Source organism: Frigoribacterium sp. PhB107 (assembly GCF_003751515.1).
GTDB lineage: Bacteria > Actinomycetota > Actinomycetes > Actinomycetales > Microbacteriaceae > Frigoribacterium.
The window spans coordinates 532,093-557,283 of record NZ_RJKU01000002.1 but is presented as its reverse complement, the minus strand read 5'-3'; the positions used below and the strand labels follow the sequence as shown (position 1 = coordinate 557,283).

Annotated in this window: 27 protein-coding genes; 13 read left to right on the top strand and 14 right to left on the bottom strand. The window is 73.1% G+C overall.

Translation table 11 applies throughout. From position 1 onward, the window contains the following. Positions 1-6 precede the first annotated feature (6 nt). A complete protein-coding gene (locus EDF18_RS10800; RefSeq protein WP_123547805.1) occupies positions 7-567 on the top strand; it encodes a hypothetical protein in 561 nt (186 codons plus the stop codon). Here EDF18_RS10800 and EDF18_RS10795 read toward each other — a convergent pair. Both EDF18_RS10795 and EDF18_RS10790 read right to left on the bottom strand, forming a co-directional pair. Continuing rightward, a complete protein-coding gene (locus tag EDF18_RS10795) occupies positions 548-868 on the bottom strand; it encodes a DUF86 domain-containing protein (protein WP_123547804.1) in 321 nt (106 codons plus the stop codon). The two genes, EDF18_RS10800 and EDF18_RS10795, sit on opposite strands and share 20 nt — an antisense overlap. Beyond that, on the bottom strand, positions 865-1,383 hold the full coding sequence (locus EDF18_RS10790) for a helix-turn-helix domain-containing protein (protein WP_233569159.1): 519 nt from the start codon (positions 1,381-1,383) through the stop codon (positions 865-867). Before EDF18_RS10790 ends, EDF18_RS10795 begins: the two co-directional genes overlap by 4 nt. Before the next feature lie 117 nt (positions 1,384-1,500). Between EDF18_RS10790 and EDF18_RS10785 the strand changes: the two genes are divergently transcribed. The 3 genes from EDF18_RS10785 to EDF18_RS10775 all read left to right on the top strand — a co-directional run bounded on the left by EDF18_RS10785 (position 1,501) and on the right by EDF18_RS10775 (position 3,048). After that, positions 1,501-1,947, top strand: coding sequence for a MarR family winged helix-turn-helix transcriptional regulator (locus EDF18_RS10785; protein ID WP_123547802.1), 447 nt, complete (start codon positions 1,501-1,503; stop codon positions 1,945-1,947). An 80-nt stretch (positions 1,948-2,027) separates the two neighbouring features. Further along, positions 2,028-2,468 carry an OsmC family peroxiredoxin gene (locus tag EDF18_RS10780; protein ID WP_123547801.1) on the top strand — a complete coding sequence of 147 codons (441 nt, stop codon included), beginning with the start codon at positions 2,028-2,030 and terminating at the stop codon, positions 2,466-2,468. 337 nt (positions 2,469-2,805) lie between these two features. After that, positions 2,806-3,048, top strand: coding sequence for a hypothetical protein (locus EDF18_RS10775; protein WP_123547800.1), 243 nt, complete (start codon positions 2,806-2,808; stop codon positions 3,046-3,048). Between the two features lie 148 nt (positions 3,049-3,196). On the opposite strand, the gene EDF18_RS10770 is transcribed toward EDF18_RS10775, so the two are convergent. Further along, positions 3,197-3,919, bottom strand: a complete 723-nt coding sequence (locus tag EDF18_RS10770; protein WP_123547799.1) for an HAD family hydrolase — start codon at positions 3,917-3,919, stop codon at positions 3,197-3,199. Between the two features lie 117 nt (positions 3,920-4,036). Here EDF18_RS10770 and EDF18_RS10765 point away from each other — a divergent pair, with 117 nt between their 5' ends. Next, entirely contained in the window at positions 4,037-4,714 is a 678-nt protein-coding gene (locus EDF18_RS10765) for an NADPH-dependent F420 reductase (protein WP_123547798.1), read from the top strand. A 178-nt stretch (positions 4,715-4,892) separates the two neighbouring features. Here the strand turns inward: EDF18_RS10765 and EDF18_RS10760 are convergent, their stop codons facing one another. The 7 genes from EDF18_RS10760 to EDF18_RS10730 form a co-directional block, all read right to left on the bottom strand. After that, positions 4,893-6,980 carry a hypothetical protein gene (locus tag EDF18_RS10760; protein WP_123547797.1) on the bottom strand — a complete coding sequence of 696 codons (2,088 nt, stop codon included), beginning with the start codon at positions 6,978-6,980 and terminating at the stop codon, positions 4,893-4,895. 117 nt (positions 6,981-7,097) lie between these two features. Further along, positions 7,098-8,168: a glycosidase gene (locus EDF18_RS10755; RefSeq protein WP_123547796.1), complete on the bottom strand. Its 1,071-nt coding sequence runs from the start codon at positions 8,166-8,168 to the stop codon at positions 7,098-7,100. Positions 8,169-8,180: 12 nt separating this feature from the next. Then, complete coding sequence (locus EDF18_RS10750) at positions 8,181-9,014, bottom strand: carbohydrate ABC transporter permease (protein ID WP_123547795.1); 834 nt, start codon at positions 9,012-9,014, stop codon at positions 8,181-8,183. Between the two features lies 1 nt (position 9,015). Further along, positions 9,016-9,990: a carbohydrate ABC transporter permease gene (locus EDF18_RS10745; RefSeq protein ID WP_123547794.1), complete on the bottom strand. Its 975-nt coding sequence runs from the start codon at positions 9,988-9,990 to the stop codon at positions 9,016-9,018. A gap of 5 nt (positions 9,991-9,995) precedes the next feature. Further along, the gene (locus EDF18_RS10740; protein WP_123547793.1) at positions 9,996-11,285 is read right to left on the bottom strand and encodes a sugar ABC transporter substrate-binding protein; all 1,290 of its coding nucleotides are present in this window, start codon (positions 11,283-11,285) and stop codon (positions 9,996-9,998) included. Positions 11,286-11,365: 80 nt separating this feature from the next. Beyond that, positions 11,366-12,643 (bottom strand): hypothetical protein, encoded by a 1,278-nt coding sequence (locus EDF18_RS10735; protein WP_233569099.1) that lies wholly within the window; start codon positions 12,641-12,643, stop codon positions 11,366-11,368. Positions 12,644-12,851: 208 nt separating this feature from the next. After that, a complete protein-coding gene (locus tag EDF18_RS10730) occupies positions 12,852-13,937 on the bottom strand; it encodes a LacI family DNA-binding transcriptional regulator (protein ID WP_123547792.1) in 1,086 nt (361 codons plus the stop codon). A 238-nt stretch (positions 13,938-14,175) separates the two neighbouring features. Between EDF18_RS10730 and EDF18_RS10725 the strand changes: the two genes are divergently transcribed. Further along, positions 14,176-15,423 carry an AI-2E family transporter gene (locus tag EDF18_RS10725; RefSeq protein ID WP_233569098.1) on the top strand — a complete coding sequence of 416 codons (1,248 nt, stop codon included), beginning with the start codon at positions 14,176-14,178 and terminating at the stop codon, positions 15,421-15,423. A gap of 234 nt (positions 15,424-15,657) precedes the next feature. Here EDF18_RS10725 and EDF18_RS10720 read toward each other — a convergent pair whose 3' ends face one another. Next, the gene (locus EDF18_RS10720; protein WP_123547791.1) at positions 15,658-16,797 is read right to left on the bottom strand and encodes a ribokinase; all 1,140 of its coding nucleotides are present in this window, start codon (positions 16,795-16,797) and stop codon (positions 15,658-15,660) included. Positions 16,798-17,044: 247 nt separating this feature from the next. On the opposite strand from EDF18_RS10720, the gene EDF18_RS10715 reads away from it, so the two are divergent. From EDF18_RS10715 to nagA, 4 genes are read left to right on the top strand one after another with little or no spacing between them, the layout of a single operon-like run. Continuing rightward, positions 17,045-17,452 carry a DUF1304 domain-containing protein gene (locus tag EDF18_RS10715; protein WP_123547790.1) on the top strand — a complete coding sequence of 136 codons (408 nt, stop codon included), beginning with the start codon at positions 17,045-17,047 and terminating at the stop codon, positions 17,450-17,452. Between the two features lie 30 nt (positions 17,453-17,482). Continuing rightward, entirely contained in the window at positions 17,483-18,373 is an 891-nt protein-coding gene (gene purU, locus EDF18_RS10710; RefSeq protein WP_123547789.1) for a formyltetrahydrofolate deformylase, read from the top strand. Between the two features lie 43 nt (positions 18,374-18,416). Then, positions 18,417-18,803, top strand: coding sequence for a YrdB family protein (locus EDF18_RS10705; protein WP_123547788.1), 387 nt, complete (start codon positions 18,417-18,419; stop codon positions 18,801-18,803). Then, positions 18,800-20,011, top strand: coding sequence for an N-acetylglucosamine-6-phosphate deacetylase (gene nagA / locus EDF18_RS10700; protein ID WP_123547787.1), 1,212 nt, complete (start codon positions 18,800-18,802; stop codon positions 20,009-20,011). The genes EDF18_RS10705 and nagA overlap by 4 nt, the downstream gene beginning before the upstream one ends. Positions 20,012-20,051: 40 nt before the next feature. Here nagA and EDF18_RS10695 read toward each other — a convergent pair whose 3' ends face one another. Continuing rightward, on the bottom strand, positions 20,052-21,164 hold the full coding sequence (locus tag EDF18_RS10695) for a M23 family metallopeptidase (RefSeq protein WP_148050084.1): 1,113 nt from the start codon (positions 21,162-21,164) through the stop codon (positions 20,052-20,054). 219 nt (positions 21,165-21,383) lie between these two features. Here EDF18_RS10695 and EDF18_RS10690 point away from each other — a divergent pair, with 219 nt between their 5' ends. After that, the gene (locus EDF18_RS10690; RefSeq protein ID WP_123547785.1) at positions 21,384-22,136 is read left to right on the top strand and encodes a GntR family transcriptional regulator; all 753 of its coding nucleotides are present in this window, start codon (positions 21,384-21,386) and stop codon (positions 22,134-22,136) included. Between the two features lie 59 nt (positions 22,137-22,195). On the opposite strand, the gene EDF18_RS10685 is transcribed toward EDF18_RS10690, so the two are convergent. After that, positions 22,196-22,657: a PTS glucose transporter subunit IIA gene (locus EDF18_RS10685; RefSeq protein WP_123547784.1), complete on the bottom strand. Its 462-nt coding sequence runs from the start codon at positions 22,655-22,657 to the stop codon at positions 22,196-22,198. Further along, positions 22,654-22,887, bottom strand: coding sequence for a glucose PTS transporter subunit EIIB (locus EDF18_RS10680; RefSeq protein WP_123547783.1), 234 nt, complete (start codon positions 22,885-22,887; stop codon positions 22,654-22,656). Before EDF18_RS10680 ends, EDF18_RS10685 begins: the two co-directional genes overlap by 4 nt. Before the next feature lie 254 nt (positions 22,888-23,141). On the opposite strand from EDF18_RS10680, the gene EDF18_RS10675 reads away from it, so the two are divergent. Beyond that, positions 23,142-24,398: a PTS transporter subunit EIIC gene (locus EDF18_RS10675; RefSeq protein ID WP_123547782.1), complete on the top strand. Its 1,257-nt coding sequence runs from the start codon at positions 23,142-23,144 to the stop codon at positions 24,396-24,398. Positions 24,399-24,401: 3 nt separating this feature from the next. Further along, positions 24,402-25,190, top strand: a complete 789-nt coding sequence (gene nagB / locus EDF18_RS10670; protein ID WP_123547781.1) for a glucosamine-6-phosphate deaminase — start codon at positions 24,402-24,404, stop codon at positions 25,188-25,190. The last annotated feature ends 1 nt before the right edge of the window (position 25,191 follow it).

Below are 25,191 nucleotides of genomic sequence, written 5' to 3'. Positions count from 1 at the left end.
CTCGCCGTGGCGGCCGTCGTCGTCGGCTCCGCGGCCGCCCTCGGCATCGATCGTCTCCTGTCCCGCTTCGACGACCTCGACTGGAGCACGGCGTCCCGGGTCCTCGTCGCGGTCACGGCTGCCTCGATGGCTGTCGCCTTCGTCGTCCTCGTGGCTGTCTGCCTCTGGCTCCGCCGCGAACGTCGGTCACTGGCGCCGGTCTCGTGGCGGGACGACCGGCTCGTGGGCGACTACTCGACCGAGGGCGCGCCGGAGCTGTCCGCCACCCTGGCGCCGCGCCTCCTCGCCTCGGCCCGCAAGCAGCGACTCGGCCTCGTGGGCGCGCTCACGATCAGCCTCGGCACGACAGCCGCGCTCACGTGCAGCCTCGTGGGCACGGTGGTCATCGCCGTCGTGGAGGGGTTCCCTGGCCTCGGCTTCGCCGGCGCCCTGCTCTCGGTCCTCAGCCTGCCGTTCACCACGGCCGCCAGCCTCGAGGGGCTGGGCCGCGCCGCCGTCGCGCTCGACCTCGCCGAGGCGCACCCGGCGGCGAAGGAGGCGGCGGCTGTCAGCCCAGCAGACCAGTGACGGTGCGGCGCAGCTCAGGCAGATCGCGGGTCACGGTGTGCTCGACGATGGCGTGCGACGCGTCGAAGTACCGGTGTGCGAGGAAGTCGCGCATGCCGGCCACCTCGCCCCAGGGGATGCCCGGCGCTGTGGCCCGGACGTCGTCCGACAGGCCCTTGACGGCCTCTCCGATCTCGATCAGCCGTGCGCGGACGGCGTCGAACACGAGGCCATCGTCGAGGCTGCCCCGCGTCGTGTGCGCGTCGATCGCGTCGAGGGCGGCGAGCACGTCACGGAGGCGCGTCTCGTCGGACCTGCTCACAACGACACCAGGTCGCCCGAGACGCGCGCGGCGACCTCGCTCTTGAGGGACCCCCGCGGAACGAGGTCGACGGGGACTCCGAAGATCGACTCCAGCTCCGTCCGGGCCGAGCCGAGCCCGAACAGGCCGAGACCGTCGGGCAGGTCGACCAGCACGTCCAGGTCGCTGTCGTCGCGATCGTCGCCCCGGCTGACGCTCCCGAAGACCTGCGGCGAACCGAACCCGTGGGTGCGCAGCCACGCCCGGGCCGGCGCACGACCAGGCTGCACGCGACGGCCCACCGGCCCGGAGAACGCCGCTGCCGACCGCCCGCCGGCCTGTCGCGCCACCAGCCCGAGAGCCAAGTCGAAGCCCGCGGCCTCGACGAGACGGGCCAGGACGGTCGTCGACGGGTCTTTCACGCCGCCCTCGTAGGCGCTGACCGCGCTCTGCGGCAGACCCGCCCTCGCCCCGAGCTCGGCCTGGGTGAGGCCAGCGCGGCCCCGTGCGTCCCTGATGGTGTCCGCCGCCGTCATGATCACGGGTCGACTGTATCTACGATCGTATATGCCCGTCAACGAGTGACGGCACGGACGTAACCGGCTTTGAATTGCGCACAACTCAGTTGCACGCAACGTGCTAGTGTCGACGACATGACCGCGGCCGCCCCGACCACCCCCCTGCTCGACGAGCAGATCTGCTTCGCGCTCTACGCCGCGTCGCGGGCGCTGACCACCCGGTACCGCGAACTGCTCGAGCCGCTCGGCATCACCTACCCGCAGTACCTCGTGATGCTGGTGCTGTGGGAGCAGGGGCCGACCGGGGTCTCGGGCCTCGGCGAGCGCCTCCACCTCGACTCGGGCACGCTCTCCCCGCTGCTGCGTCGCCTCGAGGGCCAGGGCCTCGTCACTCGCACCCGCGTGCCCGACGACGAGCGCAGCGTCCGCGTCGAGCTCACCGCCGACGGCGAGGCGCTCCGGGCCTCGGCGGCCGGCATCCCGGCGAGCATCTGCGCCGCGACCGGCCTCGACCCCGCGGCGATCGCCGCCCTCACGACCCAGGTCGGCGAGCTGGGCGACAGCGTCCGCGCCGCCTCCTAGGCCTGCCGCCGCGTCTCCCTGCGACCCGCGACCCCCACGACTCCCCCGACTCCCCCATCCCCACACGAAAGAAGGACACGATGCCCACTCGCACCTCCCGCACCGCATGGAGCGGCAGCCTCGAGACCGGCGAGGGCCAGGTCGAGCTCTCCAGCTCGAAGCTCGGCACGTACGACGTCTCGTTCCCGAAGCGCGCCGCCGACGACGCCAACGGCTCGACCAGCCCCGAGGAGCTCCTCGCGGCCGCCCACTCCGCCTGCTACGCCATGCAGTTCAGCGCCGTGCTCGGCCAGGCCGGCGGCACCGTCGAGGCGCTCGACGTCAAGGCCGACGTCTCGCTCGGCCCGGACTCGGCTGGCGGCTTTAAGCTCACCGGCATCGCCCTCACCGTCCGCGGCGAGGTCTCCGGCATCGACGAGGCCCAGTTCCAAGCCGCCGCGAAGGACGCCAAGGAGACCTGCCCCGTGAGCAAGGCGCTGACCGGCGTCGAGATCACGCTCGACGCGACGTTCGAGAGCTAGGCAGCGCCGCAGCACCGACGGGCCCCGCTCCTCACCGTCCGCGCACGACGCGGCGAGGGGCGGGGCTCTCTCGTGCCGCTGATCCGTCACGAGACGTATCAGGCCCCGCGGACACCACGTGCAGTTGATCCGTCACGAGACGGATCAGCCCCCGCGGACACCCCGGTCCTGGGCAGCACCTCCGCCGCAGCCCTGCGACCGCAGCACCGCGGCCGCAGCCCCGATCTGGGGCCAGGCCGGGGCCAGTCACGAGGAGGCGGCACTCCGAACCCGAGACGACGCAGAAGCGCTCGGGCACGGACGACCGGGCGATCCCCTCCACGGAAGGCCCCCGACGATGCACGACGAGACGCGCCCCACGGCGACCCCCACCTGCCCCGACTGCCACGGCCCGGCGCGGCTCGTCGACAACCCGTACTACGGCTCCGGGCTGAGCGTGCACCCGTGGGTGCTCACCTGCACGGCCTGCTCGTCCTCGACGTTCGTGCCCCGAGAGGAGCCACGGGCGGCCGCCGCGCCGTGCCCGATCCGGGGCCGCGGCGCGTGGGCCCGCCTCGTCGGCCGGCGCGGTCGCCGCTGACACGCGGCCCTGCTCGTCCCCGCACCGTCCTTCGCGCACGGCACCGGGTCTAGTCCCGGTGCAGTGCACGGAATGCGGTGCAGCGCGAGGAACTCGGTGCGGGCCAGCTCAGCCAGGCCCAGCCAGGCCCTGCCCCGCCCCGCCCGCCTCAGCTCAGCCGCCCGACGACGCTCCCGTCGAGCCCCTCGAGCAGCGCCGCCACGTCGTCCCACACCTCGACCGCGCCGGCCTCGGTCAGCGACGCCGCCGACGTACCGCCTGAGCGGACGCCGACGCAGGTGACCCCGGCACGACCGGCCGCCTCCATGTCCCAGACCGCGTCACCGACCATCACCGCCTGCGCGGCGTCGACCCCGGCCTTGTCGAGCGCGCCCTGCACGATGCCGGGGTCGGGCTTGGCGGTCTCCGCGTCCTCCGAAGAGGTGACCGCCCAGAGCGCCCCCTCGACGTCGAGCAGGTCGCGGAGCACGGCGAGCTCCTCCTCGGGGGCGCTGGTCGCGAGCACGACCCGGTGGCCCCGTCGCGTGAGCTCGTCGAGCAGCTCGGTCGCCCGCGGGAAGACGTGCAGGTCGGTGTCGCCGTGGGGCAGGTAATGCGCGGAGTGGCGCTCCTTCGCCTCGTCGCCCCGCGCCTCCGCGACCTCGTCGCCCAGCAGGCCCGAGAGCAGCAGCGTCGAGTCCTCGCCGATCGCCTCGTGGATCCGCCAGCTGTCGACCGGGTGCCCGATGTCGGCGAACGCCTTCGACCACGCGTCGACGTGCGCGTAGTTGGAGTCGACGAGCGTCCCGTCGATGTCGAAGAGGACAGCGGTCGTGGGGGCGTCGGAGGCGTCGGTCCTGGAGTCCGAGGAGGCGAGGGTCGAGTCGGTCATCCCTCCAGCCTGTCCCTGCAGTGGCTGCACCGTCCGCCCCTCGCGACGACTGGGCGCCTCCTCCGAGCCTCCTGGGAGCGGGAACACCCGGCCACCCGACAGGCGTTGGCTGGTGACATGACTACGTACGGAATCATCGGAGCAGGCAACATCGGCAGCCAGGTCGCCCGGGCCCTCATCACCCAGGGCCACGACGTCGTGATCAGCAACTCGCGCGGACCCGAGACCCTCGCCGACCTCGTCGCCGACCTGGGCGAGAAGGCGCGCGCCGCCACGTCGCAGGAGGCGGCCGAGGCAGGCGAGGTCGTGGTCGTCACGGTCCCGCTGAAGAACTACGAGGAGGTGCCGGTCGAGCCGCTCGCGGGCAAGGTCGTCATCGACACGAACAACTACTACTTCGAGCGCGACGGCCACATCGCCGCCCTCGACAACGGCCTCGACACGGTGTCGGGCATGCTGCAGCGCCACCTTCCCGAGAGCAAGGTCGCCAAGGGCTTCAACCACATCATGGCGAAGGACATCACCACCGACGGCAAGCCCGCCGGCACCGAGGGCCGTCGTGCCCTCGCCACCTCGAGCGACTTCGAGGAGGCCGCCGAGCTCGTGCAGCGCCTCTACGACGAGGTCGGCTTCGACACCGTCAACGTCGGCCCGCTGAGCGAGAGCTGGCGCGTCGAGCGCGACCAGCCCGCCTACGTGGTGTCGCAGACTCGCTCCGAGCTCGTCGAGAACCTCGCCAAGGCCACCCGTGCGACGGCGACGAACGAGCCGGCGCCGCACGCCGACGAGGCCTAGCCACAGCTCTCCTGCAGGAGGCGCCCCGCACCTCCTGCAGGCGCATCGCCCCCTGCATGTGTGACAGGACGCCACGAACCGCGTTCCGCACCATGAACTGCGATATAACGCGGTTCATGGTGCGGAACGCGGTTCTTCGTGCATCCCGCGGTGCGAGGGTCGGGGACGCGCGCTCCCCCTACCGCGTCACGACGACGAACCCGCCGCCGCGCACCAGCGCGACCGACTGACCCGAGACCGTCCGCTGCGACACGAGCGCCCCGCGCGAGTCGTAGCTCGCGACCGTCGACCGCACGCCGCGTGCGCCGACCGTGGTCGGCAGCGGCAGCTTCGACGTCGACGAGACCAGCTCGGTCGCCCGTCCGCCGGCCCCGGCCAGCGCGAGCCGCTGCACGAGCGGCCGGACGATCAGAGCGTCCACCGTCACCGGCTGGGACCCGCGGGCCGTCACCGTCACGGAGGTGGCCCCCGGCCCGACGGGGAGCGGCAGCGTCTGCGGCAGCAGCGCCCCGGAGGCGGCGGTCACGCCCTGCGCGCCCACGCGGGTCGTCAGGGTGCCGAGCGGCACCCGTCCCGCCTTCCAGGTCGAGGTCGACACGACTCCCTCGGCGCCGAGCAGCACCGGCTCGACGTGACGCAGCCCCGACCCGGCGGGCACGGCGATCCTGGCGCTCTGTCCCGGCTGCAGCGTGAGCGCGGCGCCGCCGCTGTACTGCGACTCGCCCGTCCACGCCGAGTCGGGGGTGACGACGGTGCCCGTCGTGGGCGACGCGCCCTCGGCCTCGATCGTCGTCAGCCCGTCACGCGACGCGACCGTGGTCGACGCCTGGGCCAGCTCCGACACGTCCGGGGCACCGTCCAGCGCGATCATCGACAGCAGGCCGTGGATCGTGCTCTCGGCACCGCTGTTGCGGTTGACGGAGCCGTCGGCCTGGACGCCGTCGTTCGTCACGCCGGTCGCCTGGTCGTAGACCGGCTTCCCCGAGCGGTTCGTGCCGAAGTACCAGCTCGCCGCGACGGCGGCCACCTGGCGGAAGCCCGCCCCGCCCGAGGCGTCGGCCACGGCGAGCGCCGACTGCAGGCGCGAGTCGGCGCCGTAGGCGATCTGCGTCTGGTCGACGGGCGTCGGATACCAGGCGTTGTCCGGCCCGCTGGCCGTGAGCAGGGTCGTCGTGAAGGAGGCGGTGTCGACGACCGCGGGAGCCAGCAGGTCGCTGCGCCCCAGCACGGTCGAGGCGCGCGCCAGGGCCGCGGGCATCTGCGACGCCCACGAGTGCCACATCGAGCGCGAGTTCGTCCACGGCAGCACGGCGCCGTACGGCCAGGTCTGCGGGTCGCCCGACGCCATGCGCGCCACGCCCTCCGCGAGCTGCGTCGTCGCAGTCCGCACCGTCGCGTCGTCGGGGGCGGCGGCCACGTACGAGCTGAGGCCGAGAACGGCCTCGGCCGTGGCGTCCGCGCCGTCGACGATCAGCCAGGCGGGCACCTGCACGCCGTCGGCCACGTCGTACTGCCCGTAGCGCGACAGCGTGTCGCGCTGCAGGGCCGTCACGCCGAGCTGGAGCCGCTGCTGCAGGAACGCGGCGAACTCCGGGTCCTCGTCGCGGAACGCCGCGTAGCCCTCGCCGAACGCCCAGATGCTGCGGGCGAGCCAGTAGCTGTTGCCGCTGTCGGAGGGGTCGGGCAGCTCGACGGGGACGGGGCTGCGGTTGAAGGTGCCGTCAGGCTGCATCCACAGCACGACGTTGCCGGCGGCCGGACCCGTCGTGGTCTGGAAGTACGCGGTCGCGCGCAGCAGCTCGTACGCCTTGTCGCGGCTCGCCTCCGCCCCGGTCTGCTGCCAGTCGCGCAGGTACACGACCGCGGCGCGCGACACGTCGTCGGAGTTGTACGCGCCCTGCCCCCAGTACCCGGTCGCGGGGTCGAGCGGACCGCCGCCCACCCGGGCGAAGGTGCCGCCGTCACGGGCGTCCGCGTAGGTCCACGGCAGGGTCAGCGTCGGCTCGGCGTCGAGGCGGTACGACGTGTGCCCCTCCTCCGCGGCGGGCGTCGTCTGGTCGAGCAGGAAGTCGAGGTGCGCGAGGTTCGTCAGCGGCGCCGGCGCGGCGGCAGCCGTCGGCGCGGCGGCGCTCGGCGCAGCCGGCGCAGGCGCAGCCGGTGCCGCAGGAGGCGCGGCGGACGCCGGCAGCACCCCCGTCACCCCCAGCGCGATCGCGGTCGTGGCGGCCAGGGCGAGCCCGGCCCATCGTGAGGTGCGTGCGGTCATCGTCGACCGCCTCCTTCTGTCTCGTCGTGCATGGTCGTCGAGTTGCCCCGGGATGTCGGGTCGACTCGTTCTGGGTGACGTTCTGGGGCGGCTCGCCAGCAGGTGAGCGGGGACGCGTCAGGCGCGGTCGAGCCGGGCGACGCCGATCTTCGAGTCGGCCATGCCGTAGAAGACGAACGGCACCCCGTCCACCTCCTCGATCGCGGTGGGGAACACGACGTTCGGCACGATGCCGTCGCGCTCGTCGGCGGTCTCGGCCTCCAGCAGGGGCACGGCCGAGCGGGTCACGACGCGGGAGGGGTCGTCCGCGTCGAGGATCATGCCGCCCGCCGCGTAGTTGACGTTCTGTTGCTGGGCGAACACGTCGTCGATGACGCCCGTCACGCCGTGGTGCAGCAGCAGCCACCCTTCGGGCACGCGGCGCGGGGGCGGGCCGCCGCCGATCTTGAGCTCCTCGAAGGGGAACTCGGGGCCGGCCACGGGTCGGTGCTGCCCCCAGCGGGCCAGGGCGCGCTCGTCGGCCGCGACCGCGTCGACGGGCACATAGCTGATCCAGATCGAGTGCCGCCCGTCGGTGACCCCGGCGGGCAGCGGGCTGCCCTCCCCCGGCACGGTGGCGCCGATGTGCCACATCGGCCGGTGCAGCACGGCGAAGCTGCGGACGCCGTCGGGCGCGGTGACGGGCGACGGGAAGAACGTCGTGTCCTTGTTGTGGAACAGCCCGAGGTCGGTGTCGAGGTCGTCGACGTAGTCGAAGGTCACGGGGCCGAGGCGACGCCACTCGCGCAGGTCGTCGCTGACGGCGACGGCCGTGCGGGGCCCGAGCGGACCGTAGGCGACGTAGGTCATCACGTGCAGACCGAGCTCGTCGACCCGGGTGACGCGCGGGTCCTCGACGCCCGAGTGCGTCGCGCCGCGCTCCCAGCCGCGGTCGGGGGCGAGCACGACGCCCTCGCGCTCGACGCCGACGGGCACGCCGTCGTCGACGACCACGCGGGCGAGGCCGACGCGCGAGACGTTGCCGGCGGCGACGAGCCGCGGCAGCAGGTACAGCTCGCCGTCTGGCCCGCGGCCCGAGCCGGGGTTGAGGACGCCCTCGGCCTCGAGCGGCTCGTCGGGGTCGGGCGCCCTCACGACGCCGAGGCGCGTCAGGCGGTAGGGGAACGGAGGAGGTGCGGTGTCGGTCACGGGGATCTCCTGTCAGCCCTTCACGCTCGAGCCGACGTCGGTCGAGATGAAGTAGCGCTGGAACACGATGAACAGCAGCACGACCGGGGCGGCGAGCACGACGGCTCCGGCCAGGGTCGCGCCGAAGGGGTTGGCGGCGGTGGCGGCGACGTTCGAGATGTAGTTCGCCAGCGAGACGGCGAGCGGCTGCATCGACGCCTCCTTGGTGATGAGGAACGGCCAGAGGAACTCGTTCCACGGCCCGATGAACGTCAGCAGCAGGGCCGTGACGAGCGCGGGGCGGACGAGCGGCAGGGCGATGTTCCACAGCAGCCGGAACTCGCCGGTGCCGTCGATGCGCGCCGCCTCGAACAACTCGCGGGGCAGCTGCAGGAAGTACTGCCGGAAGATGATCACCGCCGTCGAGTTGATGGCGAACGGCAGGATCATGCCGAGGTAGTTGTCGCTCAGCCCGTAGTTGCGCGCGATGAGCACGTACAGCGGGATGACCAGCAGCTGGAACGGCACCACCTGCACGAGCAGCGCGAGGGCGAAGGTCACGCCGCGTCCTCGCCACTGCAGCACGGCGAGCGCGTAGCCGACGAGCACCCCGAACACGACGGTGCAGATCAGCACGCCCGCGGTGAAGATGCCCGAGTTGACGAGCCCCGTGAGCAGCCCGATGCGGCTGTCGATCGCGGCGTAGTTCTCGAGGGTGAGGTTCGACGGGTGCGGGAACGCGCCCGCGACGGTCGGGTCGGGCCGCGCCTGCAGCGAGCCGATCACCATGTAGTAGAACGGGAAGAGGAACGCGAGCGCCCCGAGCGCGAGCACGACGCCTCGCAGCGTGGTCTGGGTCCTGGACATCTCAGTCCTCCTTGCCGCCGGCGAACCGGTTCTGCAGCAGCGCGATGATCAGCACGAGCACGACGAGCACGACGCCGATCGCGGCCGCCTGGTCGGGGTTCCCCTGCTCGATGCCCTTCTGGTACATCAGCAGGACGGGGGACGTGGAGGCGCCGTTCGGCCCGCCGCCGCCGGTGAGGAGGTACGGCTCGGTGAACAGGTTCGCCCCGGTCACCGTCGACACGAGCAGCACCAGCACGGTCGCGGGGCGCACCCCGGGCACGGTCACGGTGAAGAACGACCGGATCGGGCCGGCGCCGTCGCTCGACGCCGCCTCGTAGAGCTCCTTCGGCACGTTCTGCAGCGCCGCGAGGTACAGCAGGATGTAGAACCCGAGCTGCTTCCACGTGACGAACAGCGCGATCGAGGGCATCGCCCAGGCCGAGTTGATCAGCCACGACGGCGACGGAGCCAGCGGCCCCAGCACCTGGTTGACCAGGCCGTTCCCGTTGAAGAGGAACAGCCAGACGGCCACGACGGCGACGCTCGCCGCGAGGTACGGCACGTAGAACGCGACGCGGAGGAAGCCCTTGAAGTGCGACACCTTGTCGAGCGCCGACGCCAGCACCATGCTCAGCACGACCGTGAGCGGCACGTTGATGACCAGGAAGATCCCGACGTTGCCGAACGACCGCAGGACGGCCGGGTCCGTGAACGCCGTGACGAAGTTCGCCAGCCCGACGAACGGCCGGTCGACGACCGCGCCGGGCGCGGTGAAGAAGTAGTCGTGGAACGCGATGTACACCGCGTAGACCAGCGGGTACGCGAAGACCGCGAGCACGAAGACCAGGTACGGCGCGCTGAGGAGCAGGCCGAGCGGGTTCTTGCCCAGCAGCGAGCCTCGCCCGCGGGCCTTCCGACCCGAGGAGGCGGGGGGCGCCTCCTCGGGTCGACTGCCGGTGACCGGGGCGGTCGCCCCGGCACGGAGGGAGGACACGGGTCTCAGCCCTGGGCCGCGAGCTCGTCGACCTTGTCGGCCGCGTCCTTGAGCGACGATCCGACGTCCCCCTCGCCGAAGATCACGCTCTTCGACCACGCGTCGCGGAACGCCTGCAGCTCGGCCACGGTGTTCGGGCCGGCCGGCACCTCGATCGTGCGGGCCGCCTGGTCGCCGAACAGCGCGTACGACGGGTTGGCGTCGAAGTAGTCGGAGTAGGTCGAGGCCAGGTCGGTGCGGATCGGCATCTGGCCCGTGGTCTCGAGCAGGGCGCGGTCGGAGTCCTCGCTGGTCGAGTACTTCAGGAACTCCCACGCGGTGCCCTGGTTCTCGCACGCCGTGTACATGCCGACGTTCTTGGCGTCGCTGAACGTGTAGGTCTCGTCGGCGTCGGTGCCGTCCTTGGTGGGCACCGGCACGGCGCCCCAGTTCACGTCCTCGTAGACGTTGACCGCCCACGGGCCGACGATCGACATCGCGGCCTCGCCGTCGGCGAAGCTGTCGCCCGTGTACTGCTCCTGGCCGGCCAGGCCCTGGTCGTACAGGTCGCGCCAGAAGCCGGCGACGTCCTCGCCCGCGCCGTCGGCGAAGGTGGCCTTGCCGTCCTCGATCAGGCCGGTGCCGCCGGTCTCGGCCGCGTAGAGCGGCATGAAGTCGAACTGCGACTGGAAGAACTCGCTGGTCGGGGCCGGGTGGATCGCGTAGTCGGAGACGCCCGCGTCGACGAGGGTCTTGCTCGTGGCGAGGAAGTCGTCGTAGGTCGACAGCTCGGGGTTCTCCGCGTCGAGGCCCGCCTGGGTGAAGAGGTCCTTGTTGTAGAAGATCATCACCGGGTTCGACTTCCAGGGCATCTGGTAGTACTTGCCGTCGGCGTCCTGGTACTGCTCGGCGAGGTCGCCGCTGCGGTCCTCGATGTACCCCGCGCCGTCGTCGAAGCTCGACAGGTCGACGAGGCCGCCCTGCTTCTGGAACTGGCCGACCGCGCTCGGGGCCGTGTTGTAGACGAGGCAGGGGGCGTTGCCGGCCGTGATGGCGGCGCCGATGACCTCTTCGCTCGACTTGCCGGCCGGGATCTCCTGGCCCTTGACCTGCTCGTCGGGGTGGTCGGCGTTCCAGGACGCGACCGTGGCCTTGCCCCACTCGACCTCGGACTCGTTGTTCGAGTACCAGATGGTGATGGGGCCCTTCGCGGTGAGGGCGTCGCCGCCTCCTCCTCCCCCGCCGCCCGAGCAGGCGGTCAGGCCGAGGCCGGCGAGCAGGACGGTGGCTCCGATGAGTGCGGTGCGTCGTTGCACGGTGTTCTCCTTGGGTTCGGGTGGTGCGCTGCGGTGCAGGGGTCGTGCGGGTGAGGGTGTCGTGCGGGTGCGGGTGCGGGTCAGGAGGGGCGGTCGACGGGGTCGTCGACGCCGCCGCCGTCCGCCTCGCGGTAGACGTAGAGGTCGCGGCGACCAGGAGGCGCGTCCCAGCCCTGAGCGAAGGTCCAGCGGCCGTCGACCCGGCCGAGGCCGCCCCAGCAGAGCGAGCCGCCGGGCGTCAGCGCGAGCTGGTCGAACGGCCGCTCGACGTCGTAGAGCGCCTGGCTCGCGGCGAAGCGGCCCTCGGCGTCGTCGTGGAACACGTCGAGCACGAGCCGCCCGTCGCCGGTGACGATCGCGGCGGCGACCTCGTGCAGATGCCCGCCGACGCTCGACAGGTCGAGGTACGGGGTCGGCTCGAAGCGCCAGGTGCGCATGTCGTGCGAGTGCCCCACGTGCAGCACCCCGTCGAAGCCCTCGCTGACGAACATCAGGTACTCGCCCCCGACGCGGACGGCGTCGCCGTGCTCGTCGCGCGGGATCACCGCGCCCTTCGCCCACAGCCGCGTCTGCTCGGGGTCGGCGATCGGCCCGAGGCGCTCCCAGGTGACGAGGTCGTCGCTTACGGCCAGCATCATGTCGCAGCCGACCGCCTCGACGGGGTAGCCGGTGCTCGGGAACGCGGCCCGCGCCTCCTCGGTGATCGGCCAGATGCCGTTGTAGAAGAGCCAGAAGCGGCCCTCGGCCCGGTAGACCTTCGGGTCCTCGGTGCCCAGCAGCTCGAGGTCGCGGGTCGGGCGGACGACCGGGTTCGCCGGGTCGTCGACCCAGACGGCGGTGTCGGTGCCCGCGTCGGAGCCGGAGCCGGTGCCGGTGCCGGTGCCGGTGCCTGTCAGGTCGCGGGTGGCGTGGCCGATGCGGCTGCCGAGGCTCTCCTTGACGGGCGACGCGCGGTAGAAGAGGTGCAGGACGCCGTCGTGCTCGATCATCGTGGGGTTGTAGAGCGACGAGCTGGTCCAGCCGATGCCGTCGGGGTCGTCCCACTGGTGGTCGAGCGTGAAGGTCAGCGCGGGGTCGGCGGCGAAGGGGCCGACGGCCCAGTCGGGACGGTCGGCGCCGAACGCCGCCTCGCCCGAGAAGGTGAGCTGGGCGAGCGCGCTGGTCAGCGCGTTCCGGTGCGCGAGCGCGTCGTCGAGCACCTGCCGGAGGCGGTCGCGCGTCAACGGGACGAGGTGCGCCGCGAGGGCGGTCGCCCCGGTCGCGTCGTGGTCGGCGCTGCCCGTGCTGCCCGTGCTGCCCGTGGGCACGGAGGCGGCTCGGGCGAGGTCGCGGGCGGCGGTGGTCGTCGCGGGGTCCATGGGCACCAACTTCGTCGTCGGGTGGTTGTCTCGATCTACCGAAACGTTTCGGTAGAGGTGAAGCTAGCACGCCCGCCTCCGAAGCGGAACCCCGCCTCCCCTCCCCGCGCATGGTTCGCCATCAACCGCGTTCCGAACCATGAACCGCGTTCTTTCGCGGTTCATGGTTCGGAACGCGGTTCGAGGAGCAGGCAGACTCGCCGCGGCGTCAGCGCGGAGCGGGACCGGTGGAGGCGCGGACCAGCAGGCGCGCCGGCTCGATGCCGGCGTGCGCCACCGCGGGCGCACTCAGGTCGGCGTCGGCGTCGGGGCCCTCGACGGCGGCGAGCAGCAGCCGGGCGGCCTCCGCCCCGAGCAGCCGCGGCGCCGTCGTCAGCGTGGTCAACGCAGGCCGCACGTACGTGCCCAGCTCGATGCCGTCGAAGCCGGCCACGCTGACGTCCTCGGGAACGCGCACGCCGCGGGCGTCCGCCTCCGCCATGAAGCCGATCGCGGCGAGGTCGTTGGCGCAGAACACGGCAGTGGGACGGTCGCCGCGGCCGGCAGCGCCGTCGCCGGCACCTCCGTCGCGAGCAGCGCCGCCGAGCAGCTCGGCCGCGGCCCGACGTCCCCCCTCGTACGTGAAGTCCGCCTCGACGAGCACGCCGGGGTCGCATCCCGCCGCGACGAGCGCCTCGCGCCACGCCTCGACCCGGTGCACCGCGTGGACGAACCGAGACGGCCCGGCGACGTGGGCGAACCGTCGGTGCCCGAGCGACACGAGGTGGGCGACGAGCTCGTGGACCCCCGCCGAGACGTCCTGGTGCACCGCGGGCAGCGGGAACCCCGGGGCCGGGTTCACGCCGACCGCCGGCAGGCCGAGCTGCTGCACGAGGGCGACGCGCGGGTCGTCGACGACGAGCTCGTTGAGGAACACCCCGTCGACCCGTCGACCGGCCGCGAGGCGCCGGTAGCGGTCGAGGGTCTCGTCGGCGGCCGAGCCCATCTGCAGGATCAACGCGTAGCCGCGCGGGTCGAGCACCGACTCGAGGCCGCCGATGAAACTGCCGAAGAAGGGGTCCGACTCGAGCACGAACGGGTCGCGGTGCACGACGAGCCCGACGGTGAAGGCCCGCTTGGCGCTGAGCGAGCGGCCCCGGACGCTGGGCACGAAGCCGAGGTCGGAGGCGGCCTGCTTGATCCGCGCGCGCGTCTGCTCCGAGACGCCGGGCCGGTCGTTGAGCGCGCTGGACACCGAGCTGATGGCGACGCCGGCACGGGCGGCGACCTCGACGATGGTGACCCTGTCCGTCACGTCGCGCCTCCTCGTCGGTCGGCCTGTCGGCTGGTCCTCGGCGGCGGCCGGGGACCCGTCGATGCTACGGCAGGCCTCGCGAGCACCCCGTGCCGGCCGCCGAGACGACGCAGGAGCAGTCGTGCGCACCGGCGCACGCACCGGCGCACGCGCCGACGGATGGCCGTCCAGCGCACGCCCACGCCCGGATCGGCGGAGTCACAGCCCACTGATAGCCGACTGACCGGAGACTCCGACCATGGACCTCCCCTGGCGCCGCCGCAGCGCGACGACCGACCCGACCACCTCGACGACCGGGGCCGACCTCGGCGAGCCCGGAGCGCCTCCTCGTGTCCCCGTCGCGGGCGAGGCCGAGGAGGTGCGGGCCGGCTCCCCCGGCCGCGCCCTCGCACCCGGCGCGGTCCCGCCGGGCATGCTCGTGGCCGGCGCCTGGGGCTGGCGCCTGCTTGTCGTCGCGGCGTGCCTCGCGGTGCTGGGCTGGCTGGTGTCCCGCCTCGAGGAGATCGTGGTGCCGCTGCTGATCGCGATCCTGATCTGCGCGCTGCTGCAGCCCGTCGTGCGCCTGCTCACGCGGCGGCGGGTGCCGCACTGGCTCGCGATCGTGGTGGCGCTGCTCGCGCTCGTCGTCGTGGTCGGCGGCCTGCTCGTGCTCGTCGTGACCCAGGTGCGTGCGGGTGCGGGCGATCTGAGCGACAAGGGCATGGCGGCGTACGACAGCCTGCGGCAGTTCCTGCGGACGTCGCCGCTGAAGCTCACCGACGGCGAGTTCGACCAGTACGTCGGCCAGGCGGGGCAGGCGCTGCAGGACGCGAGCCAGCAGATCCTCAGCGGCGTCGCGGCGATCGGCTCGGCGGCCGGGCACCTCGTCGCGGGCGGGCTGCTGACGCTCTTCGCGACGATCTTCCTGCTGATCGACGGTCGGGGCGTCTGGCACTGGGTCGTCCGGCTGTTCCCGCGGGCGGCACGGCCGGCCGTCGACGGTGCGGGCCAGGCCGGCTGGCAGACGCTCACCTCGTTCGTGAAGGTGCAGGTCGTGGTCGCCGCGGCGAACGGCATCGGGATCGGCCTGTTCGCGTTCTTCCTCGGGCTGCCGCTGGCGGTGCCGATCGCGATCCTCGTGTTCCTCGCGTCGTTCATCCCCGTGCTCGGAGCGATCGTGACGGGTGCGCTCGCGGTCGTGCTCGCGCTCGTCGTCGCCGGTCCGGTCCAGGCGCTCGTCATGCTCGGCGGCGTGCTGCTCGTGCACCTGCTCGAGGCGCACGTGCTGCAGCCCCTCGTCATGGGAGGCGCGGTGAAGGTGCACCCCCTCGCCGTGGTCTTCGCGGTGGCGGCGGGCTCGCTCGTGGCCGGCATCCCCGGAGCGCTCTTCGCCGTGCCCACCGCCGCGACCGTCAACGTCATGGTCAAGTACGTCGCGTCGGGCCGCTGGAAGGCCCGACGCGAGGGCCCGGTCGCCGTCGACGGCGCGCCGCCCGCCGGCGCCTGAGGCGACGCGTCAGTTGGCCTGCGCGCTTCCGGGCATCACTTCGTCTGGTTCGGCCTCCGTCGCCACCAGCCGCCCCAGCCCCAGCCCCCATCCCCCAGCCCCCATCCCCCAGCCCCGAAATTTGAGCGTGATCCGGCGGGGCGAGGCCCTCCGGCCCAGCAACCACGGGCCGACAGGACCCGACCACTCTCGCTTCGGCCTGATGCCCCGGCCCGCACCGCGCAGCAGCACGGCTCAGGAGAGGCCCGGGATCGCCGTGACCTGCTCGTCCGTCGACGGCAGCTCGTCGTCGGCCCCCGGGTACGAGGGCTGGGTGCCCGCGGTCGTGACCGAGTAGGCGCCGACGCGCACCGCCTCCTGCGCGGCCTCGAGCAGCGAGGAGCCGCCCGCGAGCGCGGCGCTCAGCGCGCCGACGAACGCGTCGCCGGCTCCGGACGAGTCGACGGCCCGCACCCGCGGGGACGGCACCGACCACGAGCCGGAGGCGTCCGAGACCAGGGCGCCGGCCGCACCGCGCGTGAGCACGACGGAGGCGACGCCCAGGCCGCGCAGCTCGGCGACGACGGCCGCGTCGTCATCCGACGAGACATCAGACGCGTCCGGGGACGACGGGTCCGAAGGGGCAGCAGCCGAGGAGGCGCCGGTCGCGTCACGCGACGCGTCCCGTCCCGTGAGGCGCTCGGCTGCCTCCGGGGCGACGAGCTCGAGCAGCAGCCGCCCCTCGTGCTCGTTGAGCACGAGCGGGTCCCCGAGCCGGACGACCTCGGCCGAGACCGCGACGACGGGCGCGAGGTTGAGCACCAGGCGTCCCGTCGCGAGCCGTGCCGCGCGCTCGATCCCCGAGACGGGGATCTCGCCCTGCAGCACGACCACGGCGGCACGGGAGACGACCTCGGCGTGCCGGGCGACCGCCTCCTCGTCGACCGACGCATTGGCGCCGGGCACGACGACGATCGTGTTCTCGGAGTCGGAGCCGACGCTCACCACGGCGAGCCCGGTGGGGCCCTCCGCCGTGGCGACCCGCTCGACGTCGACGCCGCTCTCGACGAGCAGCGGCAGCGCCGCCGAGGCGTGCACGTCGTCGCCGACCGCGCCGATCATCGTCGTGGCCGCGCCCCGACGGGCCGCGGCGACGGCCTGGTTCGCACCCTTGCCGCCGGGCAGCAACGTCATCGACGTGCCGATCAGCGTCTCGCCGGGCAGGGGGAGGCGGTCGACCGTCACGACCTGGTCGACGTTGATCGACCCGACGACGACCACGCCGGCACGGGCCGGGTCGGAGCCGCCGACCCCGGCGCCGGCACCGACCACGTCGGCACCGACCACCTCGGCGCCGACCTCGTCAACGCCGATCGCGTCAGCAGAGCGGGGCATGGGGCCAGGTCCCTCCGTCGTGAGCTCGAGTGGCGGCCTGGAGGCGGTCCCGCGGCGGGCAGACCGATCTCCCGAGACCGCTCCCCCGACGTTAGACCCGACCCCGACAGTGTCGCATTGAGTTCCGAGCATCACGTCGCGTCGTGACGGGACGTGATGCCCGGAACCCCATGCGACAGGGTGACCCCCGCCCCGGAGCCGAGGCACCGCCTGCCGGCCAGCGCGCCCCCGGGCCTAGAGTCGGCACATGATCGTCGCCCTCGTCGCCGCCTCCCTCGCGGCCCTGCTGCACGTGTACATCTTCGTGATGGAGTCCGTGCTCTGGACGACCCCGCGCGTCCGCGCCACCTTCGGCATCACGAGCGACGCCCAGGCCGAGCACACGAAGCCGCTCGCGCTGAACCAGGGCTTCTACAACCTGTTCCTCGCGATCGTGACGGCGGTCGGCGTGGCCCTGGTGATCGCCGGAGGCGGCGGTCCCGCCTCCGCAGCATCCCCTGCCGGTCTCGCCCTCCTCCTCGCCGGCACGGGCTCGATGCTCGCCGCCGCGCTCGTGCTCGTCGTCACCGACCGCAGCAAGGCGCGCGCCGCCGCGACCCAGGGGCTGTTCCCGCTGGTCACGCTGTCGGCGCTGCTCGTCTCCGCGGTCGCGTAGCAGAGCCGACCCGCGCACTACCCTGGGCTGGTGACCGACCCGACCACCGCCTCCTCGGCTGCCGCCGCCGCGCCGACGACCCACTGGACCCTCACGCTCGTCTGCGACGACGCCCCCGGCATCGTCCACGCGATCAGCGGAGCGGTGGTGGAGGCGGGCGGCAACATCACCGAGTCGGCCCAGTTCTCGAGCCACGACACCGGCACCTTCTTCATGCGGCTGCAGGTCGAGGCGCCCGGCGAGCGCGCGGCGTTCGAGTCGCGGCTCGCCCCCGTCGTCGAGCGCTACGGCATGCAGCACGAACTCGACGTCGTCGGTCGGCCGACCCGCACGCTCGTGCTCGCGAGCAAGGCGGCGCACTGCCTCAACGACCTGCTGTTCCGCCAGCGTGCCGGCCAGCTGCCCGTCGAGATCCCCCTCGTGCTGGCCAACCACCCCGATCTCGGCGGGCTCGCGGAGTTCTACGGCACCCGCTTCGAGCACCACGCCGTCTCGGACGCCGAGAGCAAGGCCGCGTTCGAGGCCCGCGTGCTGCAGGTCATCGACCGCTACGACATCGAGCTGGTCGTGCTCGCCCGGTACATGCAGATCCTCAGCCCCGAGCTCTGTGCGGCGCTCGAGGGGCGCGCGATCAACATCCACCACTCGTTCCTGCCCGGGTTCAAGGGCGCGAACCCCTATCGACAGGCGCACGCCCGCGGCGTGAAGCTGATCGGCGCGACGGCGCACTTCGTGACGAGCGACCTCGACGAGGGGCCGATCATCGAGCAGAACGTCGTGCGGGTCGACCACACCCGCAGCGCGCCCGAGCTGATGGCGATCGGCCAGGACGAGGAGAGCCGCACGCTCACCCAGGCCGTCCGCTGGTTCGCCGAGAACCGGGTGCTGCTCGACGGCGCCCGCACCATCGTCTTCCGCTGACCTGCCGCACCGCGCACCGGGCGCACGGTCGTACGCTGGCACCGTGACCCCGACCGACGCCGCGACAGCCGACCACCGTCCGCCCGCGGCTCGCCGCCCCGCCCCCTTCGACCTGCTCCGCTTCGCCGTCGAGCTCTTCGCCCTGTTCTCCCTGGCCCTGTGGGGCTACCTGGCCTGGGCCTGGCCGTGGCCGGCCCTCGCGTTCATGCTCGGGGCGCCCGGCTTCGCCGTCGTCGTCTGGGCCCTGTTCCGCTCGCCGCGGGCCGTGGTGCCGACCGACCGGGTCGGCCGCAGCCTCGTCGAGATCGCGGTGATGGGCGCGGCCGCGATCGCCTGGGCCCAGCTCGGGCACCCGGTCGTCGCGGTCGCCTTCGCCCTGGTCGCCGCCGTCACCGGCGTCGTCGCCGCCCGCCGGGAGGACCGCGCATGAGCACCACCCTCTTCACGAACGCCCGGGCGGTCGACGCCACGGGCGAGACCGAGGGCTTCTGGATGCTCGTCGACGGCGACCTCATCGTCGCGACCGGGAGCACGGCCGAGCAGGCCTTCCCGCTCGAGGCCCCTGGTCGGCACCGCGACGGCCGGGACGGACTAGGAGGCGCGCTGCCGGTCGCCGACGTCGTGGTCGATCTCGACGGCGCCCGCCTCACCCCGGGCCTCGTCGACCTGCACACCCACGGAGGAGGCGGCGCCAGCCACGACGGAGGCGCCGACGAGATCGAGCGCGGCCTGGCCCTGCACCGCGCGCACGGGACGACCCGCTCGCTGGTGAGCCTGGTCGCGAACCCGCTCGACCGCCTCCGGGGCTCGCTCGAGACCATCGCCGAGCTCCGGCGTCGCGACCCGCTCGTGCTCGGCGCGCACCTCGAGGGGCCGTTCCTCGCGCCGCACCGCAAGGGCGCACACGCCGAGCAGCACCTCGCCGTGCCCTCACCCGAGAACGTCGACGCCCTGCTCGGGGCCGTGCCCGGCGTGGTGCGGCAGGTCACGCTCGCCCCCGAGCTGCCGGGCGGGCTCGACGCCGTCGAGCGCATCGTCGCCGCCGGCGCCGTCGTCGCCGTCGGGCACACCGACGCCGACCACGACCTCGCGGTCGCCGCGTTCGACCGCGGCGCGACCATGATGACCCACGCGTTCAACGCGATCGCGGGCATCGGCCACCGCGAGCCCGGCCCCGTCGTCGCGGCCGTCAGCGACGACCGCGTCACGATCGAGCTGATCCTCGACGGCGTCCACGTGCACCCGGAGGTCGTCCGCATGGTGTTCGCCTCCGCCCCCGGCCGCGTCGCCCTGATCACCGACGCGATGTCCGCCGCGGGCTCGGCCGACGGCGACTACCTGCTCGGCGAGCTCGCCGTGACGGTGAGCGACGGCGTCGCGGTGCTCGCCGGCACCGACACCATCGCCGGCTCGACCCTGACGCAGGACGCCGCCCTGCGCCTCGCCCTGACGGGCGCCGAGCAATCGCCGACGTGCGCCGTGGAGGCCCTGACGACGGTGCCGGCGAAGGCGCTCGGCGAGGACGACCGGATCGGCCTGCTCGCTCCGGGCTACGTCGCCGACGCCGTCGCGTGGACGGACGACTGGCACGTGTCCCGCGTGTGGGCCGCGGGCCGCGAGCTGACGGACGGTCGCTGAACCGCGTCGGCCGCTGGAGCGGCGACGGCTGCGGCTGCGGCTAGAGCGTGCGGCCGGCGTTGGCGTCGAGCCAGGCACGCGGGTCGACCTGGGTCGAGCCGCCGATCAGCACCTCGAAGTGCAGGTGCTCGCCCGTGGCCACACCGCTGCGCCCGACGAGCCCGACGAGCTCGCCCACGGCGACCTGCTGGCCCACGACGAGCGGGCTCGACCCGACGATCATGTGCGCGTACAGGGTGCTGACCTTCTGGCCGTCGATCACGTGGTCGATGACCGCGTACTGGCCGAACTGCGCGTGAAGGCCCGACGTGCGGACCGTGCCCGCCGCGACGGCGCCGATGGGAGTGCCGCCTCCCGGGGTCATGTCGAGGCCCATGTGCATGCTCGAGCAGGCGGCGCAGGGCGCGGCACGGGGCCCGAAGCCCGAGCTGAGCACGACGGTGCCGGGGAACGGCCACCGGATGTCGCCCGTACCCGAGTTGACGATCGTGCCGCCGCCGGCCGCGACCCCGCCGGTGCGGGTCGACTTCGCGTTCGAGGTGCCCTTCTCGGGCGTCGGCGCGACGACCGGGGGCGGGGGCGGCGGAGGCGGGGCGTCCTTGACGACGAACGCGTCGCGCTCCGAGACGGTGAGCACCACGAGCGAGGCGGCGAGCGTCTGGCCGGGGACGGGGGCCGCGGCCGAGGTCTGCACGACCGACCCGCCGAGGTCGCTCGCGGTCGCCGGCGTGACGTTGGACGAGAAGAACAGCCCGCTCGCGAGGAACGCGACGGCAGGCACCGCGGCGGCGCGCAGCCGACGGGCAGCCTTCGACATGGTCGCGCGGGCGACGGGCGGTGACGACGGCGTCCGGGACGACGAGGAGGCGCGGGCCGGCGAGGTCGAGGCAGGCACCCGGCGAGGGCGCACGGCGACCACGGCACGGCGGGAGGCCGAGGCCGGCGCAGCGGTCTGAGCGGCGGCGGATGCGGCTGCCGGAGGCGGGACGGCCGCAGGGGCTGCAGGAGTGAAGGGGGCCGGAGCCGACGAGGCGGCGTCGGACGGAGCGACGACGGCCGAGGAGCCAGCGAGCGCGGCGCGCTCCCGTGCCAGTGCCTCACGCCGGGTCAGCGGAGCGGCGGGCTCGACCGTGGCGCGGTCCGGAGCGCTCACGGGGCCGTCACGAAGGGGCCGGGGCTGTCGATCACGGTCCTCCTCGCTCCACGGGTCCCGTCGAGTGTAGGCCAGGGGCGTCCGTCGCACCAGGGCCGCGCCCCGGTCGCGGGCCAGCGCCGGCCGTGCGGGGGTGCGTAGTCTGGGGGCGCACAGATAGGTCATGACCGGACGGGACCACCGCCTCCGGCCCGACGACGACAGCCGAGGGGGCACGCCATGGCACGGGCGACGGGGCAGCGGATCACCGACGGGGCCGTGCCGAAGCACGAGCAGCTCCGCACGATCCTGCAGCGCCTGGCGGCCGACGAGCTGCCCGCCGGCGCCGCGGTGCCGAGCGAGCGCCAGCTGATGGTCGACCACGGGGTCAGCCGCATCACGGTGCGGCAGGCCGTCGGGCAGCTCGTCGCCGAGGGGTGGCTGACGCGGGTCCGCGGCAAGGGCACCTTCGTGGCGCACCGCGCGGTGCAGTCGACCCTGCGGCTCAACTCGTTCACGAGCGAGATGACGTCGCTCGGCCACCGCCCGAGCACCGTCGTGCTCGTGCGCGACGAGTGCCTCCCCGCGGCCGAGACCGCGGCGGCCCTGGGGCTCGGCCCCGACGAGCCGGCCCTGCACGTCAAGCGCCTGCGCCTCGCCGACGGCGAGCCGGTCAGCATCGACGACGCCTGGTACCCGTCCGCCCGGCTGCCGGGGCTGCTCGACCGCGACCTCAGCCTCTCGCTCTACCGCCTGCTGGCGGACGAGTACGACCAGCCGGTGACCCGGGCGACCCAGACGGTCGCCGCCCGCGAGGCGCCCGTCGACATCGCGACCCTGCTGGGGACGCCCGACGGCGCGCCCGTGCTGCACTTCGAGCGGGTGTCGTTCTCGGGCGACGACCCGATCGAGCGGTCCGAGAGCTGGTACCGGTCCGACCGGTACCGCCTGACGATGCAGGTGACGTCGGCCGACGGGCCCCAGGAGGCCTGAGCCCTCAGGCGCGACCTGGTCAGGACACCCGAGCCCTCAGGCCTCCGGTCAGCGCCGGCTCAGAACTCGAACAGCGGCGACCGCGCCTCGAGGTCGCTGCCGACCGCCCCCTGGGGCACGCTGTCGGGTGCGCTGTCGAGCACGATCACCGGGCAGACCGCCGACCAGCCCGCGGCCGCGACGACCGCCGGGTCGAAGCGGACGACGACGTCGCCCGCCGTAACGGTCGCGCCCTCGGCGACGGCGAGCTCGAAGCCCTCGCCGCCGAGCTTCACCGTGTCGATGCCCACGTGCACGAGCAGGCCGGTGCCCGACTCGTGCACGACCGCGAAGGCGTGCGGGTGCAGCTTGACGATCTCGCCGTCGATCGGCGAGACGACGTCGACGAGGCGACCGCCCGCAGGAGGCGCGCTCGGCTCGATCGCGACGCCCGCTCCCACGAGCTGGCCGGCGAACACCGCGTCGGGCACGTCCGCGAGCGAGACGACCCGGCCCGTGACCGGGGTGAGTGCGACGGTCACGGCAGCAAGTCGTTGATGTCCTCGGCGAGCGAGTCGGCGATCGTGCCGACGATCACCTGGACGCTGCCGCCGGCGTGGACGACCGCGGTGGCGCCCGCGGCCTTGAGCGCGGCGTCGTCGACGAGCGAGACGTCCTTCACGTCGGTGCGGAGGCGCGTGATGCAGCCCTCGATCTCCTCGATGTTCTCGGCGCCGCCGAGTCCGTCGATCATGGCCTGTGCTTTCGACATGAGCAGTTCTCCTTCGTCGTGGGGCTCGAGCCCGCGGCGGGTCCGGACGGGCTGCGTCCGAGCGGTGCGTCCGAGGACCGAGCGCGCCTCCTAGTTGACACCACCGGCGGGTCTGAGGAAACTACCACTCACTGGTCATGACCGGACAGGACCGGCCGACCCGCACCTCCTGCCCCAGGGCCCTCCCCGCCTCCGACGATCCGTCGGGCGCGGCCCCTGCCGCACGACTCTGCGCCCCGACGAGAGGACCCCTGATGACCACGACCGACACGACGGCCACCAAGCCGAAGAAGGGCTCGGCCGCCTTCGCGGTGCTGCAGCGGCTCGGCCGCAGCCTCATGCTGCCGATCGCCGTGCTGCCCGCGGCCGGCCTGCTGCTGCGCCTCGGCCAGCCCGACCTGCTCGGCGCGATCCCCGGCTTCGAGACCGGCGGCTCGGTCATCAGTGCCGCCGGCAACGCGGTCTTCACCTGGCTGCCGCTGATCTTCGCGGTCGGCATCGCCATCGGCTGGGCCAAGAAGTCGGACGGCTCGACGGCCCTCGCCGCGGTCGTCGGCTACATGGTCATCGACGGGGTCTTCACGGCCATGTCGCCGCTGGTGCTCGCCGGAGAGGAGACCCCGGCGGGCGACCCCGCGGTGATCAACTACGGGGTGCTCGGAGGCATCGTGATGGGGCTCCTGTCGGCGATGCTCTGGCAGCGCTTCTACCGGACGAAGCTGCCCGACTTCCTCGGGTTCTTCTCCGGTCGGCGCCTCGTGCCGATCCTCACGGCCGTCACCGGACTCGTGGTCGGCGTCGTCATGTCGTTCATCTACCCGCTGTTCAACTCTGCCCTCACCTGGATCGGCACCGCGGTCGCGGCGAACGACGTGGTCGGCGGCGGCGTCTACGGCGTGGTCAACCGACTGCTCATCCCCACGGGGCTGCACCACATCCTCAACAACGTCGTGTGGTTCCTCGTCGGCGACTTCACCGGCGCCGACGGCACGGTGTACCGCGGTGACCTGACCCGCTTCTTCCAGGGCGACCCGACCGCGGGCGTCTTCATGACCGGCTTCTTCCCCATCTTCATGTTCGCGCTGCCCGCCGCCGCCCTCGCGATCTGGCGCCACGCCCGCCCCGAGAAGAAGAAGCTCATCGGCGGCATCATGCTGTCGACGGCGCTGACCGCGTTCCTGACCGGCATCACCGAGCCGCTCGAGTTCTCGTTCATGTTCGTCGCCTGGCCGCTGTACATCGTCCACGCGGTCCTCACGGGCACGTCGATGGCGCTGGTGAACGCGCTCGACATCCACACCGGGTTCTCGTTCTCGGCGGGCCTGATCGACTACGTGCTCAACTTCAACATCTCGCAGAACTCGATCTGGCTGATCCCCATCGGCCTCGGCTACGCGGTGATCTACTACGTCGTCTTCAGCTTCGTGATCAAGAAGTGGAACCTCAAGACGCCGGGTCGCGAGGACGACGACGTCTCGGCCGAGTCCGCCGACGCGGCGACGAAGGCCTGACGCGTGGAGATCGTCATCGTCCGCGACGCCGCCGAGGCAGGCCGCGTCGCCGCCCTGAAGATCGCGTCGGTCGTCGAGCGGAAGCCCGAGGCCGTGCTCGGCCTCGCGACCGGCTCGTCCCCCACCGGCATCTACGCGTCGCTGGCGGCCCGGGTGCAGGCGGGCGAGCTCGACTTCTCACGCGCCTCCGGCTTCGCCCTCGACGAGTACGTCGGCATCCCCCTCGAGCACCCCGAGAGCTACGCGTCGGTCATCCGCCGCGACGTCGTCGAGCCTCTCGGCATGGACCCGGACCGCGTGCGGGTGCCCGACGGCCGCGCCGACGACATCGAGGCCGCAGCAGTCGAGTACGACGAGGCCATCGCTGCGGCGGGCGGGATCGACATCCAGATCCTCGGCATCGGGGCGAACGGGCACATCGGCTTCAACGAGCCGACGTCGTCGTTCGCGTCGCGTACCCGGATCAAGACGCTCGCGCCGCAGACCCGTGCCGACAACGCGCGCTTCTTCGACGACCCGTCGCAGGTGCCCACGCACTGCATGACCCAGGGCCTCGGCACGATCCTCGACGCCCACGAGGTCGTGCTGGTAGCGGTCGGCTCGTCGAAGGCCTCGGCCGTCGCGGGCATGGTCGAGGGGCCGCTCTCGGCGATGTGCCCGGGCAGCGCGCTGCAGCTGCACCAGCACGCGACGATCGTCGTCGACGAGGAGGCGGCGGCGCTGCTCACCCTCGCCGACTACTACCGCTACACGTACGCGAACAAGCCGGCCTGGCAGCGCTTCGAGCACTGAT